At 73.6% G+C, this 17,905-nt stretch carries 16 protein-coding genes and 1 pseudogene; 6 read left to right on the plus strand and 11 right to left on the minus strand.

Annotated features, from left to right (window positions below):
* Positions 1 to 20: 20 nt before the first annotated feature.
* A pseudogene (locus tag QHG49_RS34135) lies at positions 21 to 425 on the plus strand (class I SAM-dependent methyltransferase); the annotation flags it as partial.
* Between the two features lie 147 nt (positions 426 to 572).
* On the opposite strand, the gene QHG49_RS19485 reads toward QHG49_RS34135, so the two are convergent.
* The 3 genes from QHG49_RS19485 to QHG49_RS19495 all read right to left on the minus strand — a co-directional run bounded on the left by QHG49_RS19485 (position 573) and on the right by QHG49_RS19495 (position 3,931).
* Positions 573 to 2,009, minus strand: a complete 1,437-nt coding sequence (locus QHG49_RS19485; RefSeq protein WP_301490523.1) for a PTS transporter subunit EIIC — start codon at positions 2,007 to 2,009, stop codon at positions 573 to 575.
* A 15-nt stretch (positions 2,010 to 2,024) separates the two neighbouring features.
* On the minus strand, positions 2,025 to 2,948 hold the full coding sequence (gene murQ, locus QHG49_RS19490) for an N-acetylmuramic acid 6-phosphate etherase (protein WP_145485874.1): 924 nt from the start codon (positions 2,946 to 2,948) through the stop codon (positions 2,025 to 2,027).
* 77 nt (positions 2,949 to 3,025) lie between these two features.
* Positions 3,026 to 3,931 carry a MurR/RpiR family transcriptional regulator gene (locus QHG49_RS19495; protein WP_145485875.1) on the minus strand — a complete coding sequence of 302 codons (906 nt, stop codon included), beginning with the start codon at positions 3,929 to 3,931 and terminating at the stop codon, positions 3,026 to 3,028.
* 56 nt (positions 3,932 to 3,987) lie between these two features.
* On the opposite strand from QHG49_RS19495, the gene QHG49_RS19500 reads away from it, so the two are divergent.
* Together QHG49_RS19500 and QHG49_RS19505 are read left to right on the plus strand one after the other, a co-directional pair.
* Positions 3,988 to 4,371: a hypothetical protein gene (locus tag QHG49_RS19500; RefSeq protein ID WP_159702549.1), complete on the plus strand. Its 384-nt coding sequence runs from the start codon at positions 3,988 to 3,990 to the stop codon at positions 4,369 to 4,371.
* Between the two features lie 7 nt (positions 4,372 to 4,378).
* Positions 4,379 to 4,657 (plus strand): DUF4031 domain-containing protein, encoded by a 279-nt coding sequence (locus tag QHG49_RS19505; RefSeq protein WP_159702546.1) that lies wholly within the window; start codon positions 4,379 to 4,381, stop codon positions 4,655 to 4,657.
* 25 nt (positions 4,658 to 4,682) lie between these two features.
* Here the strand turns inward: QHG49_RS19505 and QHG49_RS19510 are convergent, their stop codons facing one another.
* Both QHG49_RS19510 and QHG49_RS19515 read right to left on the minus strand, forming a co-directional pair.
* Positions 4,683 to 5,753, minus strand: coding sequence for a GNAT family N-acetyltransferase (locus tag QHG49_RS19510; protein WP_301490524.1), 1,071 nt, complete (start codon positions 5,751 to 5,753; stop codon positions 4,683 to 4,685).
* Positions 5,754 to 5,780: 27 nt separating this feature from the next.
* Positions 5,781 to 6,425 (minus strand): hypothetical protein, encoded by a 645-nt coding sequence (locus tag QHG49_RS19515; protein ID WP_301490525.1) that lies wholly within the window; start codon positions 6,423 to 6,425, stop codon positions 5,781 to 5,783.
* 218 nt (positions 6,426 to 6,643) lie between these two features.
* On the opposite strand from QHG49_RS19515, the gene QHG49_RS19520 reads away from it, so the two are divergent.
* On the plus strand, positions 6,644 to 7,342 hold the full coding sequence (locus QHG49_RS19520) for a copper homeostasis protein CutC (protein WP_159702543.1): 699 nt from the start codon (positions 6,644 to 6,646) through the stop codon (positions 7,340 to 7,342).
* Between the two features lie 413 nt (positions 7,343 to 7,755).
* Here QHG49_RS19520 and QHG49_RS19525 read toward each other — a convergent pair whose 3' ends face one another.
* A complete protein-coding gene (locus QHG49_RS19525) occupies positions 7,756 to 8,952 on the minus strand; it encodes an FAD-dependent monooxygenase (protein WP_301490526.1) in 1,197 nt (398 codons plus the stop codon).
* 131 nt (positions 8,953 to 9,083) lie between these two features.
* Between QHG49_RS19525 and QHG49_RS19530 the strand changes: the two genes are divergently transcribed.
* The gene (locus tag QHG49_RS19530; protein ID WP_301490527.1) at positions 9,084 to 9,755 is read left to right on the plus strand and encodes a TetR/AcrR family transcriptional regulator; all 672 of its coding nucleotides are present in this window, start codon (positions 9,084 to 9,086) and stop codon (positions 9,753 to 9,755) included.
* 186 nt (positions 9,756 to 9,941) lie between these two features.
* On the opposite strand, the gene QHG49_RS19535 is transcribed toward QHG49_RS19530, so the two are convergent.
* From QHG49_RS19535 to QHG49_RS19550, 4 genes are all read right to left on the minus strand, one after another.
* Positions 9,942 to 11,129 carry a flotillin family protein gene (locus QHG49_RS19535; RefSeq protein WP_159702534.1) on the minus strand — a complete coding sequence of 396 codons (1,188 nt, stop codon included), beginning with the start codon at positions 11,127 to 11,129 and terminating at the stop codon, positions 9,942 to 9,944.
* A gap of 13 nt (positions 11,130 to 11,142) precedes the next feature.
* On the minus strand, positions 11,143 to 11,394 hold the full coding sequence (locus tag QHG49_RS19540) for a hypothetical protein (RefSeq protein WP_085565325.1): 252 nt from the start codon (positions 11,392 to 11,394) through the stop codon (positions 11,143 to 11,145).
* Between the two features lie 77 nt (positions 11,395 to 11,471).
* Positions 11,472 to 13,454 (minus strand): UvrD-helicase domain-containing protein, encoded by a 1,983-nt coding sequence (locus QHG49_RS19545; RefSeq protein ID WP_301492852.1) that lies wholly within the window; start codon positions 13,452 to 13,454, stop codon positions 11,472 to 11,474.
* A gap of 394 nt (positions 13,455 to 13,848) precedes the next feature.
* Positions 13,849 to 15,699, minus strand: a complete 1,851-nt coding sequence (locus QHG49_RS19550) for a choice-of-anchor A family protein (protein ID WP_301490528.1) — start codon at positions 15,697 to 15,699, stop codon at positions 13,849 to 13,851.
* 291 nt (positions 15,700 to 15,990) lie between these two features.
* Here QHG49_RS19550 and QHG49_RS19555 point away from each other — a divergent pair, with 291 nt between their 5' ends.
* On the plus strand, positions 15,991 to 16,173 hold the full coding sequence (locus QHG49_RS19555; RefSeq protein WP_145485884.1) for a hypothetical protein: 183 nt from the start codon (positions 15,991 to 15,993) through the stop codon (positions 16,171 to 16,173).
* Between the two features lie 47 nt (positions 16,174 to 16,220).
* On the opposite strand, the gene QHG49_RS19560 is transcribed toward QHG49_RS19555, so the two are convergent.
* The gene (locus tag QHG49_RS19560) at positions 16,221 to 17,894 is read right to left on the minus strand and encodes a DNA repair helicase XPB (RefSeq protein WP_159702531.1); all 1,674 of its coding nucleotides are present in this window, start codon (positions 17,892 to 17,894) and stop codon (positions 16,221 to 16,223) included.
* Positions 17,895 to 17,905: the final 11 nt, after the last annotated feature.

The following is a 17,905-nucleotide window of genomic DNA, read 5'->3' on the forward strand; positions in this document are numbered from 1 at the left end:
GGTTGTGCTGGGGTGGGGCCATGGCGACTTCTGCGGAGCGGCTGATCGAGGGGCTTCGGCGGTTCAACGACGCCCACCCCTGGGACCACAACGCCCACTACCACCCCTGGCTGCTACGGCAGTTGCCCCCGCGGTCCGGCCGGGCGCTGGACGTGGGATGCGGTGCCGGTGAGCTGGCGCGGCTGCTGGCCGGGCGGGCGGAGCGGGTGGAGGCGGTCGACTCCGACCCGGGGATCCTGGAGCGGGCGCGGGAGCACGGCGGGGCCGCCGCGAACGTCCGGTACACCCTGGCCGCCGCCCCCGACGGGCTGCCGCCCGGCCCGTACGACGTCATCACCTGTGTCGCCGTACTGCACCACCTCCCCTTCGCCGAGACCCTCGCCCGGTTCCGGGCGGAGCTGGCGCCCGGCGGGACGCTGGTCGTCGTGGGGTGCGCCCGGGACGAGGACGTGCGCGGGGTGCTCTCCGTGCCGCTCAACGCGCTGTTCGGCTGGGTGAAGAACCGGGGGCGGGCCGTCACGGAACGGCCCGTGGCGATGACCGCGCCCGTCCAGGGGCCGGACATGGACTTCTCAGAGATTGCCGGACAGGCCCGTCGGCTGCTGCCCGGGGTCCGGCTGCGGCGGGGTTTCTTCTGGCGCTACACCCTGGTGTGGCGCGCTCCGTGCGAGGGTGAGCCAGGTGGCCAGGAAGCCGACCGTGTAGCCGGTGAGGAGGCCGCCCGCGTAGATCGCCGCGGTGGCCGCGAGGCTCCGGTTGCCGGCCAGCAGGGGGAAGAGGGCCCAGCCCGAGGGGCCGATCGCCGTCGCGCCGACCTTCGTGCCGAGCATCGCGAACGCGCCGATGAAGGCGCCGCCCGCCGCGCCGCCCGCGCAGGCGGTCAGGAAGGGCCGGCCGAGGGGGAGGGAGACGCCGTAGATCAGCGGCTCGCCGACACCGAGCAGCCCGGCGGGCAGGGCCGAGCGGATCGTCGTACGCAGTGAGCGGTCGTGGCGCAGCCGGACGTACACCGCGAGGGCCGCGCCCACCTGGCCCGCGCCCGCCATGGACAGCAGGGGGAGCAGGACGGTGTAGCCCTGCTGCTGGATGAGGGTGGCGTGGATGGGGATCAGGGCCTGGTGCAGGCCCAGCATGACCAGGGGGAGGAAGAGGCCGCCCAGCAGGAGTCCGGCCAGCGCGCCCGTCGTGGCCAGCAGCCAGTTCGCGGCGGCGCCGATCGCGGTGGCGACCGTGCCGGCCGCGTACATCAGGCCGTAGAGCGTGATCAGGCCGGGGACGAGGACGGTCACCGTCGGGGTGAGCAGGACGTCCAGGGTCTCGGGGACGCGGCCCCGGCACAGCCGCTCCACCCGGGTGGCGAGGAAGGCCGCCGCCAGTGCGCCGAGGACCCCGCCCTGGCCGGGGGCGAGCTGCGTCCCGAACACCGTCACCTTCGCCACGCCCGGGTACACGACCACCGCCGCCACCGCCCCGCCCAGCACGGGGGTGCCGCCGAACTCCTGGGCCGTGTTGTAGCCGACGAACACCGCGAGCAGCGCCATGAAGGCCGACGCGACCGTGCTGAGCGCGGGGGTCAGGCCGGGCAGCCAGCCGGCGTTCAGGAGCACGCCGTTGAGGCCGGCGAGGATGCCGCAGCCGATCAGGGCCGGGATGAGGGGGACGAAGACGCCGGCCACGCGGCGCAGGGCCGTCTTGAAAGGGGTGGCGTCACGGCGGCGCAGGTTCTCCTTCAGGGCCGCTCCGGCCGGGGGCCGCCCCTGGACCCGCGCCCGCACCTCGTCGGTCACCGCGTCCACCACGCCCGGCCCCAGCACGATCTGCCACGCGGCCCCGTCCTCCACCACTCCCAGCACCCCCGGCACCGATCGCAGCCCGGTGCCGTCCGCCGCGTCCGGGTCGGCGAGGGTGAGCCGCAGCCGGGTCATGCAGTGGGTCACGGAGGTGACGTTGGCGGGGCCGCCGAGGCGGGTCAGGACGGCGGTCGCGGTGGAGGTGGGGTCCGTGTGCACCCTTCGAGCGTGCGGTCAGCCGGTCGCGCGGGCCAGCGCTGCGCGCAGATGGCCCCCGGAGTCCTCCAGAAGGCGGCCGGCCGAGGGGCCGTCGACATCGGCCAGCAGGACGAGGATCGCGGTCTTCACCTCGCCGCCGGACTCGGTCAGCGCCCGCTCGATCTCCGGGTCGGCCGCGCCCGTGGCCAGCGCGACGATCCGGCGCGAGCGCGCCCGCAGCTTGGCGTTGGAGGCGCGCACGTCGACCATCAGGTTCCCGTACGTCTTGCCGAGCCGGATCATCGTGATGGTCGACAGCATGTTGAGGACGAGCTTCTGCGCGGTGCCCGCCTTGAGCCGGGTGGAGCCGGTGATCAGCTCCGGTCCCACGACGACCTCGATGCCGTGCTCGGCGGCGGCCGCCAGCGCGCTGTGCTCGTTGCAGGCGAGCCCGATGGTCAGGGCGCCCTGCGCGCGGGCGTGCTCGACCGCGCCGACGGCGTAGGGGGTGCGGCCCGAGGCGGAGACGCCGACCACGCTGTCCTCGGCGGTGAGCTTGAGCGCGTCGAGGTCGGCGCGGGCCAGCTCGTCCGAGTCCTCCGCGCCCTCCACGGAGGAGACCAGCGCCTGCGGGCCGCCCGCGATCAGGCCGACGACCTGGGCGGGATCGGTGTTGAAGGTGGGCGGGCACTCGGAGGCGTCCAGGACGCCGAGGCGCCCCGCGGTCCCCGCGCCGGCGTAGATCAGGCGCCCGCCCCGGGTCATCCGCGCGGCCACCGCGTCGATGGCGGCGGAGATACGGGGGAGCTGGCCGGCGACGGCGGCGGGCACGCCCGCGTCCTCGCCGTTCATCAGACGGGCGATGTCGAGGGTGGGCAGGCGGTCGATGTCGGCGAGTTCGGGTCGGAAGGCCTCGGTGGTCAGCGAGGCCAGCTGGCTGCGCAGGTCATGGGCGGTCATGCAAGCGGCTCTCTCGGTCTCGGGTGCCGGTCGGTGTTCCCCCGGTGCCGGTGCTCACCCGCCGGCGGTGCGGGTGCTCACCTGGTGTTGCTGCGGTGCCGGTGCGCCAGCGCCTCGTACGACGCGGCGAGCGAGGGCGCCGCCGTCTCGTAGGTGCGCTGGGCCACTCCCACGAACAGGCAGTCCACCACGAGCAGTTGGCTCGTCCGCGAGGACATCGCGGCCGGGCGCAGCTCGGTCTCCCGTGAGGTGGACGTGGTCAGGACGTGGTCGGCGTACTGGGTGACCGGTGAGTCGGGGCGGCCGGTGATGGCCACGGTGGTCGCCCCGCGCTCGAAGGCGGCCCGCAGCGGCTCGATGACGTCCCCCGTCGAGCCGGAGTGGGTGATCGCGATCGCCACGTCGCCCGAGCGGAGCTGGACGGCGTTGGTCACGGCGAGATGCGGATCGCTGTGCGCGTGCGCTATGAGCCCTATGCGCAGCAGCTTCTGGGTGAGGTCCTGGGCGACGAGCCCGGACGCCCCGATGCCGTACACATCGGTGCGGCGGGCGCCGGCCAGCGCGGTGACGGCCGCGTCGAGCTGGCCGGTGTCGAGTCCGGCGGCGGTGTCGGCGAGGGTCTGCTGCTCCTCGTACGCCAGTTTGGCGACGACGTCGGCGATCGGGTCGTCCACGGCGATGTCGGTGGTGATGGCGGGCGCCCGCCCGGACTGCTGCTGGGCGGCCAGGCCCGCGAGGGCGAGCCGCAGATCCCGGTAGCCGGGGTAGCCGAGCAGCCGCGCGGTGCGTACGACGGTGGCCTCGCTGGTGCCGGTCAGCTCGGCGAGGCCGGTGACCGTGAGGGCGGCGCAGCCGGCCGGGTCGCTCGCGACGGCCTCGGCGACGCGCTGCATGGACCGGGTCATCGACGGCGCGAGGGTGCGCACCTTGGCGGCGAGCGAGCCCACCGGACTGCCGAAACTTTCCTTCACGTCCTGGGTCACCTGTGAAAGATATTTTCGGTTCGGTGTCCGGGTCAAGAGTGCGCACAATGGGTTCCATGGAGCCCCTCAGTCCCCTTGAACAGGCCTTGCACGCGGCCCGTGCCCTGGTCCTCGCCGATCTCGTCGCCGGCCGGGTCGCGGAGGCGGACGTGGTCTCGCTGGTCGAGGACTCGGTGGCGCAGCGGCGCTGGTGGGTCGAGCAGTGGCCGGACGGCGTGCACTTCGTGGCCGGTCTGGTCGCCCAGGACGTGCAGGACGCGCTGCTGGAGCGGTACGGCCGCTGGCCGCTGTGCCCGGTCTGCGGCACGGGCGACCCGCACGCGCTGGAGGTGGAACCGGAGCTGGGCCCCGACCCGCACTGGGTGTGCCACCGGGCGGGCGTCAAGGTCGCGGCGGTCGGCCTGCTGGGCTCCGCCATCGGCGGGGGCCCGTCCTCGTGAGGCGCCCGTGACGGTGTACATCGACCCGCCCACCTGGCCGGGGCACGGACGCCTGTGGTCGCATCTGGTCAGCGATGTGTCGTACGGCGAACTCCGGGTGTTCGCCGACGGGTTGGGGGTGCCCCGGCGGGCCTTCGAGCGCGATCACTACGACCTTCCGGCGCACCGGTACGCGGACGCGGTGGCGGCGGGCGCGGTGGAGGTCGGCAGCCGTGAACTGGTGCGGCTGCTGCGGGCGTCGGGGCTGCGGCGGCCCAAGGGGCTGGTGCGGCGCGGGCTTTCGTAGGGCCCGGATGGTTGGAGGGGCGCGGTCACGCGCGCAGCTCGAAGGCCAGGAGCCGGCCGTCGATCGCGCCCGCCGGTTCGAACCCGGCGCGGACGAGGACCCGCTGGGAGGCGGCGTTGACCGTCTGCGCCCGCGCGTACAGCGTCCGTACGTCGTCGCGGGCCAGCGCCCACCGGGACAGCGTGCGCAGCGCCTCCGTGGCGTAGCCCTGGCCGCGGGCGTCCCGGACCAGGTTGTAGCCGATCTCCACGCGGCCGTCCTCGTCCGGGGCGCCGTGGAAGCCGAGGGCGCCGACCGCGCGGCCGTCCTCGGCGCGGACGAGGGTGAAGGAGGTGAACTCGGGCCGGTGGACGCCGGATTCGTACGCCTTCAGCAGCATCCGCGCGGCGTCCCGGGTGCCCTCCTCGGGGCCGTCGCCGATCCAGTCGAAGCCGCCGTCGCCGCCGAGGGCGAGATCGCGGGCGGCGGCCGGGCGGACGCCGGTGAGGGTGAGGCGCTCGCTGCGCAGGACGAGGTTGTTGTACCAGCGCCACCCGGTGACCGGGGCCCGGCCGGGCAGCTCGCCGCGGCCGGTCGCCCACAGCAGGGTCGGCCAGGGCGCCGGGCCGGGCTGGATGTGCGGGAAGATCGTGGCCAGCACGGCGTCGGCGAGTTCGGCGGGCGGCTCGTAGCGGAGGCCGAGACCCTCGGCCATGTCATGGGTGTGCAGCAGGACTTCGGCGACGCCCATCGCGGCGAAGCCCTCGCGGTCGGCGTCGCGGAACGGGTAGGGATGGAAGGCGCGGACGTCCGGCGGCGCGGTGACCACGGCGGCGGCGAGCAGCGCGCCGGTGGTCTCCAGGACCTGGAGCAGCCCCGCGTTGCCGGTGCCCTCGTCCAGCCGCAGCTCGAAGGGGATGTAGGCGTCTTGCGCGCGCCCGGCGAGGTTGGCGGCGTACGCCACGAGGTCGTCCGCGACATGCACGGCGGTGGTGTGGCAGTCCCACTCGACCCGCCCGGCGCGCACGCCCCGCCAGTCCCGGCCGACCGCTCCGCCCAGCACGGCCAGGCACCCGGCCACGGCCTCGGTCACATGTTCCCCGCTCATCGCTCGCATGGGCGGCACCTTAGGTGTGGGGCCGCGTCACGGCGACAGCATTTCCAGTTCGGCGGCGAGGTTGCAGCGGGCGGTGGCCTCCCAGTGCTCGCGGCCGTAGGGGGTGTGGAACAGCCGTGGCAGCGCGAGGAGTTGGCGCAGCACATCGGAACGCCCCTGCCGGAAGGCGTCGTCGGGCACGAAGTGGTACTCCTCGCGGACCTCGGCGGTGTAGGCGGCGTACGCCGAGGGGGGCGCGGCCAGGATCGCCAGGTCGGCGTCGCACAGCACCTGGCCGTCGCGGTCGTCCTCGGCCGGGTCGTGCGTGACGGTCAGCCGCACGAGCCGGGCCACCTCCGCGACCCGCGCCCGCTCCACCCCGGCCTCGGACAGCGCCCGCTCGGCCAGCCGCGCCGAACGCTCCTCGTTCTCGGAACGCTCCGGCAGATAGACGGCGTCGTGGAACCAGGCGGCCAGCCGCACGACGTCCGGATCGGCCGCGTGCGTCTCCAGCAGGTCGACGTGATCGAGGACCGCGGTGAGGTGGGCCGGCGTGTGGTAGCGGCGCTGGGGCTCCTGCCACCGGCCGAGGAGATTGTCCGCGTAGGGAACGGCGTCCGGCCCGCCCTCGGGAGCGCGGACGGCATCCAGGGCACGGGCGAATCGGAGACGGAGGGCGTCGAGGTCGGCCATGGGGTCATTCTCGCGTGGGGGTGCTCGGCGGGGTAGCGGTGTGGATGAGGTGGCTCGGGGGTGGGGAGGCGCCGGCGTCCCGCGGGCCCGTGCGCCCGGGTGGCGTACCGGTGTGTGCGGGTGTGTATGCCGGGTGGCGTACTGGCGCGGGTCCGGCCGCGTACTCTTAAATTGGACTAGACCTCTACTGGATCTTTGGCCGCGACGAATGGGGTGCCATGAGCAAGCGTGCAGTCCTGGAGGTGATCGCCCTCGACATCGAGGACGCGGTCGCCGCCCAGGCCGGAGGCGCGGATCGCCTGGAGCTGGTCACCGAGATGGCCGCCGACGGGCTCACCCCGTCCGCCGCCACCGTCGCCGGCATCCGTGCCGCCGTCGACATCGACCTGCGCGTGATGCTCCGCCTGGCGGACGGGTTCGCGGCCGGTGACATGGCGCGGCTGCTGCGGGTGGTGGAGGAGATGCGGGCGGCCGGCGCCGACCAGTTCGTGCTGGGGTTCCTCGACGCGGACGGGGGAGTGGACCTGGCCGCCGTGGAGCGGGTGGCCGGTGCGCTGGAGGACTGCCGGTGGACCTTCCACCGCGCCATCGACCGCGCCGCCGACCGCGACGCCCTGCGCAAGCAGCTCGCCGACCTGCCCGGCCTCGACACCTACCTCACCGCGGGCGCCGCCGCCGGTGTCGACGAGGGGCTGCCGACCCTGCTGGCCGAGTACGGCCGCCGCGGTGAACCGGGCTACGGCCAGACCGTCCTGGTCGGCGGCGGCCTGCGCCTCGACCATGTCCCGCCGCTGCTCGCCGCGGGCCTCGACGCCTTCCACATCGGCGGCGCGGCCCGCCCCCAGGGCTGGCACGGACCGGTCTCGGAAGGCGCCGTCAAGGAGTGGCGGCGGGTGCTGGACGGCGCGGCCGTCTAGGTTCTCTTCCCCCGGCGCACCCCGTCTCTTCCCCCAGCGCACCCCGGCCGGGGCCGACGGCGGCCCGGACCGGCCGATCGGTGGGTCGGTAGGCCGGTAGGCCGGGCCGGGGGTCCCTCCCGGCCGTCTGGTCGGTGGGTCGGTGGGGCGGTGGGCCCGGTCTGGGACCTGGACCTCGCCCGGCCGTTCGATCGGTGGGTCCGGTCGTGGGTCCGGCCCGGTGGTCCGATCGGTCCGGTCGTGGGTCCGGCCCGGTGGTCCGATCGGTCCGGTCGTGGGTCCGGCCCGGTCGCCTGATCCGTCCGATCCGTGGGCCCGGCCCGGTCGCCTGATCGGGTCCGATCCGTGGGCTCGGCCCGGCCGTCCGATCCGGGGCCCGGCTCGTCGCTCCGGGCCGCCGTTCGGGTGCGCCCTCAGGCCGGCTGCCCCTGTCCGTGTCCGGCCGCCAGGCGGGTGAAGGTCTTCGCCAGCGGGGGCTTCTGGATCTGGCGGATCAGCCACGCCACGGTGTGGATGCCCAGCTCGGTACGGGGCGCCGCCTGCCGCACCCGCCCCGGGAACAGCCGCTGCGCGTCCCGGACGCGCGGGCGCATCGCCCTCTCGTACGCGGTGAGCGCGTCCGAGAGGCGGTGCGGCAGCCGCAGGGCGTCGGCCGCCTCGATGGCGTCGGCCAGCGCCGCCGCGCCGCGCAGCGCCAGGGCGGTGCCCAGACCGCTGAGCGGGCTCGCGCACCAGGCGCTGTCCCCGAGCAGCACCACCCGGCCGTCGGACCACTTCGGCAGCTGGATCTGGTCGAAGGTGTCGAGGGCGAAGTCGGGCGCCTGCCGCGCGGCGGCGAGGAACTCCCGGGTGCGCCAGCCGACGTCCGCGAACACCTGGTCGAGCAGGGCGAACTGGGCCTCCCGGTCGCGCCGCGGCGGCAGCGTCGTCGCCGCGAAGGTGAACCCGATCTCCTGCTGGCCGGGATGCCCCGGACGCGCCTCGACGGACCGGCTGCCCGGCGCGTTGTGGGTGAGGAACCAGCCGTCGATCGAGGGGGTCGTCGGGGTCTCGTCCATGGTGAACCAGGCGTGCGCGAGCCCCAGTCGGCGGCGGAACACCTCCTCCGGCCCGAAGCGCAGCCGCCGTACCCGCGAGTGCGCCCCGTCCGCGCCGATCACCAGGTCGAACTCGGCGGGCGGCGCGTGGCGGAACCGTACCGACACCCCGTTCGGGGCGTCCTCCAGCGCCTCCACGGTCTCCCCGAAGAGATGCGTGACCTGCGCGCCGGCCGCGTCGTGCAGGACGCGGGCGAGGTCCGAGCGGAGCAGCTCCTCCTTGGAGACGTAGCCGTTGCCGCCGAACGCCTCGACGGGCATCGCCGCCAGGTGGCGCCCCTCGCCGTCCACCCAGGCCGCGCCGCGCTGGTCCAGCAGCTGGGTGAGGACCTCGTCGAGCAGCCCGAGCCGGTCGAGCACCGCACGGCAGTCGCCGCGCAGATCGACGGCCTGGCCGCCGCCGCGCAGCGCCGGGGCGATCTCCGCGACGGTGACCTCCCAGCCGGCCCGTCCCAGCATGAGCGCGGCGGTGTCCCCCGCGATCCCCGCACCCACCACAAGTACCCGAGGCATGAGCCCCCACCTTCCTAACGCGAATGGCTTGCGTTTGAGCGTACGGCAAGAAGGCGCACTAATGCGAGCCGATCGCGTTAGGGGGTCGAGAACCGGCCACTAACGCGAGCTAATCGCGGTAGCATGGGCGTATGACGCAGGCAGCAGGGACGATCCGTCCGGGAGGCAGATCCGCCAAGACGCGGGAGGCGGTGCACGCGGCGGTCCGGGCGCTGCTCGACGCCTCCCCGGACGGCACGGTCACGGTGGCGGAGGTGGCCGAGCGCTCCGGGGTGCACCCCGCGACCATCTACCGGCGCTGGCGCACCCCCGAGGGGCTCGTCCTCGACACCCTCTTCGAGGAGCTGAGCCGGCGCTCGCCGCTCCCCGTCACCGGGGATCTGGAGGCCGACGCGCTGGTCTACACCCGGCAGCTCCTCGCGGACCTGCGCGGGGACAAGAACCTGCTGCTGGCCAGGGCGTTCGCCGCCGCGACGCGCTCGGGGGTGCTCGACGCGGACGGCCTGAACCAGTTCGCCGAACCCCGCGCGCGCCAGATCGAGGCGATGCTCAGCGCCGCCGGGACGAGCGAACTGGACGTCCAGGACGTGCTGGAGCTGATCCTCGCCCCCGCCTACACCCACGCCCTGCTGGACAACCCGCTGCGCGCCGACGCCGACGCGGAACGCCTGGTCGACAACCTCCTCGCCGTCCTCGCCCGGCGCAGGGCGCGCGCCGGGGCGCCGGGGGACGACGCCGGGGCGCCGGGGGACGACGCCGGGACGCCGGGACGCGACGCAGGATCACCGGGAGACGACGCCTGAGACGTCGTACGAGACGGATCGCCGGGCCGTCGTACGAACCGGACCGCGCGAGCCGTCGTACGACACGGACCACCACCCACGCCGCCGTACGAGCCGTCGACGCGCGCGGGAAACGCGAACCGCCCCGCCCCCGGCCGATCTCTCGGTGCGGGGGCGGGGCGGTCGTGGGCGGTTGCCGGGTGGTCGCTAGTCGACGTCCACCGGGCCGTCGTCCGACTTCTTCTCGCGGCGGGCGCTGAGCTGGAGCAGCCTGTTGTCCCGGGACTGCTGCTCGGAGCGGTCGCCGTCGGAGTCCTGGCCGCCGAGGTTCTGGCGGACCGAGTCCAGGATGGTCAGACCCTGGGAGACCAGGCCGGCCGCGATCTCGCCGAGGCCGTCCGCGCCGTTCAGGACGTTGACGTTGGCGCCCGCCAGACCGCCGGCCGCCTCCTTCACGATCTGCGGCAGCTGGTCGATCAGCATCCGGTCCAGCGCGACCCGGTCGTACGACGCCGCCGCCTCCGCCTGGATCTTCATCCGCTGGGCCTCGGCCGCCGCGAGGATCCTGACCCGCTCGGCCTCCGCCTCCGCGGGCTTGACGACCTCGGACACCAGCTGCTTCTGCCGCAGCAGGGCCTGCCGCTCGGCCAACTCCGTCTGCGCGTCCAGCACTTCCTGCTGGGCGTGCGCCTGCGCCAGCGGACCGGCCTGCGCCGCCTGGGCCTGCGCCCGGTCCACCTCGGCCGAGTACTCGGCCTTGACGACGGCGGTCTTCCGGGCGTACTCCGCCTGCCGGCGGGCCGCCTCCTGCTCCGCCTCCACCGCGGCCTGCGTGGCCTGCGCCTGGGCGATCTGCGCCTGGCGCTGGATGGCCGCCTTGTGCGGGGCGGACATCGCGTCGATGTAACCGGTGTCCCCGTCGTCGATCGACTGGATCTGGAGCGAGTCCACGATCAGGCCGATCTTGGCCATCTCCGTCTTGGAGGTGTCCAGCACCTCGGCGGCCAGCTTCTGCCGCTCGGTGACGATCTCCTCGACCGTCATCGAGCCGATGATGGCGCGCAGATGACCGGCGAAGATCCGGCCGGTCAGCACCGACATCTGGTCCTGGTCGGACAGGAAGCGCTGACCGGCGTTGATGATGCTCTCGGCGTCATTGCCGACCTTGAAGGCGATGACGGCGCGCACATGCAGGGCGATGCCCTGCTTGGTCACACAGGTCTCGGTGACCTCCGACTCGCACATCGCGAGCGAGAGGAAGCGGGTCTTGCGGAAGAACGGCACCACGAACTTGCCGTGGCCCGTCACCACTCGGAACGGCGCGCCCCCCAGTCCCCGTCGTCCGCCCGAGATCAACATCGCCTCGTCCGGCGCGGGTACGCGGTATCCGAACATTTTCTCGTACTCCTCAGCAGGCGTCGACGGCGTCGCCGCCGAGCGCGTCCAATGGATCGGCCCACTCGATGACGCCGACCTCGCGGCATCCCCGTGATTCGATCACGAGGACCGTCGAACCCGGCGGCAGGGGATCCTCCGACCAGGCGAGGAACGTCTCGGAGCCACCCCGGACCCGGACCAGCACCTCGCCGGGTCCCGCGGATCCACGTGTTCCGATGAGGACCTTCCCCGTACAGCCGATCACGGCCTCGTCCTGCGTCATCACCGGCCGTCCTCCTCGCGCTGGCCCCAGGATTCCGACGATAGCCCTCCTCGGCCCGTGCACCAACGGGCAGGAGGTCACAGCACGTGCACGGACTCCGCGAGCTGTCCGGGCAGGGGCGCCGTGTGGGTCACCAGGAGGCCGGAAACGGCACGGGTGAGGGCCACGTACAGCCGCCGCAGGCCCGTCCGCTCGTCCGGTTCGCCGTCGACCACCGCCCGCGGCTCGTCCAGCACCACGTAGTCGTACTCCAGACCCTTGGCGAGCGAGGCCGGCACCAGGGTCAGCCGGGTCTCGCGGGTCGTCTCCTCGCCCGGTGCGAGGAAGCCGATCCCGGCCGCGGTCAGCGCCTCGGCCAGCGCGGGGATCCGGGCGTCGGCGGCGATCAGACCGGTCGAGCCCTCGTTGCCCAGCAACTCCTCGCAAGCGGCGACGATTTCGTCCGTGCCCTCGACCGCGCGGACCTCGAAGAAGCCCGGGTTCTCCCGGACGGAGGCGACCGGGGTCAGGCCCGGCGCGATGTGCGGGAGCAGCCGGGAGGCGTACGTGATGACATCGGTCGGCACCCGGAAACCGGCCGTCAATTCCTCGATCACGCCCTCCTGTTTGCCCAGGTGGGCCAGTGCCTCGTCCCAACTCCGCGTCGCCCAGGGCGTGGTGCCCTGCGCCAGGTCGCCGAGGACGGTCGCGCTGCCCGTGGTGCAGCGGCGGCCCACCGCCCGGTACTGCATGGGGGAGAGGTCCTGCGCCTCGTCCAGGACCACATGGCCGAGCGAGTGGGTGCGCTGGATCAGGTCGGTGGCCTCGTCGATCAGCACCGCGTCCGCGGCGGACCACTTGGCCGACTTCACGCCGCGGACCGGCCTGGCCCACAGGATCGTCTTCCGCTCGTCCTCGTCCAGGATCCCGGCCGCGTGCTCGGCCAGGAACTCCGGCTCGGTGAGCAGCCGCAGCACCAGTTTCGCCGGGTCGACCACGGGCCAGATCGCCTTCACGGCCGCCTTCACCGCGCTGTTGCGCGCCACCGCGTCCTGCACCCGGTCGTCCGGGGCCTCCCCGGCCCGCTCCATCTGCACCAGCACCGCGTGCGCGATCCGCTGCGGCAGGGCCTCGCGGGCGGCGCCGTACCGGATCTCCCGGTCGAGCAACTGCCGTACCAGTTCCTCCAGTTCGTACGCCGGCACCCGCCAGCGCCGGGAGCCGCGCACGACCACGACCGGTTCCGTCGGGAGGGTCACGTACGAGTACAGGGCCCGGCGCAGCACCTCGGCCATCCGGGCGTCGCCCTTGATCACCGCGGCGGGGGCCTCGTCCGTGCCGCGCACCTCCACCTGAGCCACCAGGTCGTCCACGGTGGCCTGCTGCACGGACAGCTCGCCCAGCGCGGGCAGCACCTGCTCGATGTAGTGCAGGAAGGACTTGTTCGGGCCGATGACGAGCGTGCCGGTGCGGGCCAGGCGCTCGCGGTGCGCGTACAGCAGGTACGCCACCCGGTGCAGGCCGACGGCGGTCTTCCCGGTGCCGGGGCCGCCCTGGACGCAGACGGTGCCGCCGAGCCCGCTGCGGACGATCTCGTCCTGCTCCGGCTGGATGGTGGCGACGATGTCCCGCATCGGGCCGACGCGCGGCCGCTCGATCTCCCGCTGGAGCAGCTTGCTGGTGGTGGCCGCCTCGGCCGGGTCGGACAGCCGCTCGTCCTCGTACGCGGTCAGGTCCCCGCCGGTGTAGCCGAAGCGGCGGCGCAGCCCGATGTCCATCGGGTCCTTCTTGGACGCCCGGTAGAACGGCTGGGAGACCGGCGCGCGCCAGTCGATGACCATGGGGTCGCCGTCGGCGTCGTGCACATGCCGCCGCCCGATGTAGAACTGCTCGCCCGACGCCCCCTCGGCCCGGTCCTCGCCGGGAGCGTGCAGGTAGTCGAGCCGGCCGAAGAACAGCGGGGTGTCGCTGAGGTCGGCCAGCGCCTTGATCCGGTCGTCGATCTGGCGGCCGAGTACCGCCGCGTTGACCCAGTTCGCCGTGACGTCCCGGATGTCCAGCGCCTCCACGTCCTCCCGCATGGCACGCAGCGCGGCCCGCGAGTCGGCGAGGTGCGAACGCTCCCGGGAGAGCGGGTCCCCTGCGGGGTCGATGGCCTGTTCCTGGGCGTGCGTGGACAAGGGGGTGCCTCCGGTGGGCCTGCTGCGGGCGGTACGACGGTGACGGGTGTCGCCGTCCGGTTTCCGTCCGGGCGGCAGCTCTCCGGGAGGGAGGCGGGCAAGAGGGGGGATTTTAGTGAGGGGGTCGGGGGAACGCCAATGGATATTCGCCGGAGCGGGGCGTGGCGGCCCGCGGGCCCTGTCCGGCGCGGGCCCTGCTCCCGGGGCCGTGGCCGCGCCCGCCCGCCCGGAACAGCACACCGGCCCGTCCGCCCACAGCTGGGCGGACGGGCCGGTGGCGGTGGTGGTTATGGCCTCAGTGCTTGCCCTTCTTGTCGTCCGGGCCGTAGCCGTAGCCGTAGCCGTACTCGCCGCCCTCTTCGCGGCGGTTGTTGGTGACGGTGACCGGCACCGGGGTGGTGCCGCTCGCCTCGGTCACGGTGAGGGGGCCGAAGACCGGGTTGGCGGGCAGGACGTAGCCGTCCGGTACGGCCGTCTCGCGCAGGTAGTACAGGCCGAGGGGGAGATCGCCGAAGGCGCAGTGGCCGGCGGCGTCGGTGGTGCAGGCGGCGCCGGTGCGGGTGTCCGGGTTCGGGCCGGTGGTCTGGAGGCCGTCCACGCCGTTGGTCTCCCGCCAGGCCTCGAAGACGGCCCCGGCCAGCGGGGCACCGCTCTCCGCGTCCGTCTTGGTCAGCTCGACGGCCCCGGGCACCGGCGGCACCGGCGTACGGGTGTCGCGGACGGTGGCCTCGACGCCCGCCGAGGCGTTCTCGGCGCTCAGCGTGAGCGGGCCGAAGACGTCCGGATCGGGCAGGTCGTAGCCCGCGGGCGCCCCGGTCTCCCGCCAGTAGTAGGTACCGGCCTCGGTCGTGACGGCGCACCGGCCGTCGGCGCCGGTGGTGCAGTCGGTGACCTGCGTGTCCGGGTCGGTGCCACCGGTCTGGAGGCCGGGGACGCCGTTGGTCTCCCGCCACAGCTGGAACTCGGCGCCCGCCAGGGCCGCTCCCGTCTCCTCGTCGATCTTGTGGACCCGGACCTCACCGGTCACCGGCGGGGTCGGCGCGCAGTCGGGCAGGTCGCCGTTGAACGGGTACGCGTGGAACTCCTGGCCGCCGCCCCCGGTCGCGGAACTGGTGTGGGTGAGCGAACCGGTCGTGAAGAAGCGGCCGTTGATGCCGGGCAGGGTGACCGTGGTCATGGACGCCTGGTCGCCCATCAGGAAGCTGCCCTGCATCTGCCCGGTGCCGGCGAGATCGACGGTCGTGGCGTCGGGGAAGTTCCACAGCAGGCGGTCGCGGTAGGCGTTGAGCGGGTCGGTGCTGTCGTCGATGCCGCCGCTGTAGGTGCGGACGGTGCGGTTCGCGCCGTAGACGTTGACCAGGACGGTGGCCCCGGCCGGGACGCCGCGGAAGACGATGCCCTGCTGGGCGCCGTTCGGCCCGGTCAGGTCGAAGTCCACGTCGAAGACCTGGAGCGCGGAGGTGCCGTCGCCGGTGAACACCGTCTGCCCGCCCTGGTTGACCGCCGTGCCGGTGGGCCGCCGGTGCGCGCCGTCGACGCGGGCGTAGCACCGGCTGGCCGCGGTCAGCTCGTCCCGCAGGGCGGTGTACGGCCGCGCCGCCTCCGGGTCGTGCACCAGCCGCCCGGTGACCTGGCCGCTCTCGGTGCCCGCGTAGCGCACGGTGCCCTGCTCGCCGACGAGCCCGCCGGTGGTGTCCAGGCGCTGGCCGCTCGCGATGGTCACATCGCCGCCGGTGGTCAGGAAGTCCGAGCCGTTCGGCGGGGGCACGCGCGAGCCGACGCCGACGATGCCGAGGTTGTACTGGCCGCCGGCGCCCGCCTGCTTCTGCTGGTCGAAGTCGTTCAGGACGACCACCCGGCCCTCGGCCTCGGCGGCCCGGCCGCGCACCAGGAAGTCATGGCCGACGAAGATGTTGATCGCGGCGTCCCGGCCGGCGATCGGGCCGTTGTTGATGCCGGGGAACGGGTCGGGGCAGCTGCCGGGGACACAGGGGCCGAGGCCCCCGGGCAGGGTGGCCGCGGCGGCGGGTACGGCACCGAGGCCGAGGGCGAGCGCGGGCACGGTCGTCGCCACGACGGCCCAGGAGGCACCGGTGCCGCCCACACGTGAACACAGCGCCCGCAGGCGCCGGGTGAGGATGCTCATGCCCGGCATGTTCGCCGGGGCGGGCCGTCGGCGGCGGCGATGACACCGGGCTGCGGCGATCATCGCGGCAAGGTCATACGAACGGAGTCGGCCCTTACTCCGCACGGCCGACGGCCGGGAGCAAGGGACGGATGCAGGGGGCGGATGTCGGGGTTGGACCGGGAGCGGATGTCGGGGACGGGTGTAGGGGTCGGGCGGGGGTCGGGTCCACCCGCGGGCGGAGGCGGGGGCTCCTGGAAGTGGACCCGTGGACCGATACCGCGAAGGGGTTCGGCGTTCCACCATGGAGGCATGAGCGCAGCAACCGTTTCCTCCTCCGCTTCCCGCCCCCCGACCGGAGCCACGGCCGTCGACGGCGTCCCGCGCCACCTCCTGGGCAGCGCCCTGCGCGCGCTGAAGGTGTTCGCGCAGGCGGCGTTCGGCGTCGTCATCCTCGGCGAGTACGGCGAGGAAGCGGGCATACGCCGGGTGTGACGGGCCCGCCCGTCACACCCGCCCCGCCCTGCCCGTCAGCCCGCCGGTCAGCCCTCCGTCTCGGACCGGCCCCGGCCCTCCGCCTCCGCGAGGATCTCGTCCGCGTCCATGATCCGGTAGGCGTAGCCCTGTTCGGCCAGGAAACGCTGGCGGTGGGCGGCGAAGTCCTGGTCGATGGTGTCGCGGGCCACGACCGAGTAGAAGTGGGCCTGGTGGCCGTCGGCCTTGGGCCGCAGCACCCGGCCGAGCCGCTGGGCCTCCTCCTGGCGGGAGCCGAAGGTGCCGGACACCTGGACGGCGACCGTGGCCTCGGGCAGGTCGATGGAGAAGTTCGCGACCTTGGACACCACCAGCACATTGATCTCGCCCTCACGGAAGGCGTCGAAGAGCTTCTCGCGCTGGGCGTTGGAGGTCTCGCCCTTGATGACCGGCGCGTTCAAGTGCTCGCCCAGCTCGTCGAGCTGGTCGATGTACTGACCGATCACCAGGATCTGCTGGCCGGCGAACCGGCGGACGATCGCCTCCGTGACCTTCCGCTTGGTGTCCGTGGTGGCACAGAAGCGGTACTTCTCCTCCGTCTCGGCCGTCGCGTACGCCAGCCGCTCGGACTCCGTCAGGTTCACCCGGACCTCGACGCAGTCGGCGGGCGCGATATAGCCCTGCGCCTCGATCTCCTTCCACGGCGCGTCGAACCGCTTGGGACCGATCAGGGAGAACACATCCGACTCACGGCCGTCCTCGCGCACCAGCGTGGCGGTCAGCCCCAGCCGCCGCCGTGCCTGGAGATCGGCGGTGAACTTGAAGACGGGAGCCGGCAGCAGATGCACCTCGTCGTAGACGATCAGTCCCCAGTCCCGGGAGTCGAACAGCTCCAGGTGCGGATAGACGCCCTTCCGCTTGGTCGTCAGCACCTGGTAGGTGGCGATGGTGACCGGGCGGATCTCCTTGCGGGTACCGCTGTACTCGCCGATCTCGTCCTCGGTCAGCGAGGTCCGCTTCACCAGCTCGTGCTTCCACTGCCGGGCGGAGACCGTGTTGGTCACGAGGATCAGCGTGGTCGACTTCGCCTCCGCCATGGAGGCCGCGCCCACCAGCGTCTTGCCCGCGCCGCAGGGCAGCACGACGACACCGCTGCCGCCGTGCCAGAAGTTCTCCACGGCCTGCCTCTGGTACGGCCGCAGGGTCCAGCCGTCCTCGCGCAGGTCGATGGGGTGCGCCTCACCGTCCACGTAGCCCGCGAGGTCCTCGGCCGGCCAGCCCAGCTTGAGCAGCGTCTGCTTGATCTGCCCGCGCTCGGAGGGGTGCACCACCACGGTGTCCGGGTCGATCCGCGCGCCGACCAGCGGGGCGATCCGCTTGGACTTCAGGACCTCCTCCAGCACCGGCCGGTCGGTGGTCGTCAGGACCAGTCCGTGCGCGGGGTGCTTGGAGAGGGTGAGGCGGCCGTAGCGGTCCATCGTCTCGGCGATGTCCACGAGCAGCGCGTGCGGCACCGGGTACCGGCTGAACTCCACCAGCGCGTCCACGACCTGCTCCGCGTCATGCCCCGCGGCCCGCGCGTTCCACAGCCCGAGCGGCGTCACCCGGTAGGTGTGGATGTGCTCGGGCGCCCGCTCCAGCTCGGCGAACGGCGCGATGGCCCGCCGGCAGTCGTCGGCCCGCTCGTGGTCGACCTCCAGGAGCAGGGTCTTGTCGGACTGGACGATCAGTGGACCGTTCACGCGCGGCACAC

It is taken from the genome of Streptomyces sp. WP-1 (genome assembly GCF_030450125.1).
In the GTDB taxonomy this organism is placed as follows: Bacteria; Actinomycetota; Actinomycetes; order Streptomycetales; family Streptomycetaceae; genus Streptomyces; species Streptomyces incarnatus.

Excerpts from the sequence above, each read along its gene's own strand:
- murQ (WP_145485874.1), bottom strand. The coding sequence starts at position 2,948 with ATGACCGCCCATGACCTGCGCAGCCAGCTGGCCTCGCTGACCACCGAG.
- QHG49_RS19500 (WP_159702549.1), top strand. The coding sequence starts at position 3,988 with ATGGAGCCCCTCAGTCCCCTTGAACAGGCCTTGCACGCGGCCCGTGCC.
- QHG49_RS19510 (WP_301490524.1), bottom strand. The coding sequence starts at position 5,753 with ATGCGAGCGATGAGCGGGGAACATGTGACCGAGGCCGTGGCCGGGTGC.
- QHG49_RS19515 (WP_301490525.1), bottom strand. The coding sequence starts at position 6,425 with ATGGCCGACCTCGACGCCCTCCGTCTCCGATTCGCCCGTGCCCTGGAT.
- QHG49_RS19520 (WP_159702543.1), top strand. The coding sequence starts at position 6,644 with ATGAGCAAGCGTGCAGTCCTGGAGGTGATCGCCCTCGACATCGAGGAC.
- QHG49_RS19525 (WP_301490526.1), bottom strand. The coding sequence starts at position 8,952 with ATGCCTCGGGTACTTGTGGTGGGTGCGGGGATCGCGGGGGACACCGCC.
- QHG49_RS19530 (WP_301490527.1), top strand. The coding sequence starts at position 9,084 with ATGACGCAGGCAGCAGGGACGATCCGTCCGGGAGGCAGATCCGCCAAG.
- QHG49_RS19535 (WP_159702534.1), bottom strand. The coding sequence starts at position 11,129 with ATGTTCGGATACCGCGTACCCGCGCCGGACGAGGCGATGTTGATCTCG.
- QHG49_RS19540 (WP_085565325.1), bottom strand. The coding sequence starts at position 11,394 with ATGACGCAGGACGAGGCCGTGATCGGCTGTACGGGGAAGGTCCTCATC.
- QHG49_RS19545 (WP_301492852.1), bottom strand. The coding sequence starts at position 13,454 with ATGCGGGAGGACGTGGAGGCGCTGGACATCCGGGACGTCACGGCGAAC.
- QHG49_RS19550 (WP_301490528.1), bottom strand. The coding sequence starts at position 15,699 with ATGAGCATCCTCACCCGGCGCCTGCGGGCGCTGTGTTCACGTGTGGGC.
- QHG49_RS19555 (WP_145485884.1), top strand. The coding sequence starts at position 15,991 with ATGAGCGCAGCAACCGTTTCCTCCTCCGCTTCCCGCCCCCCGACCGGA.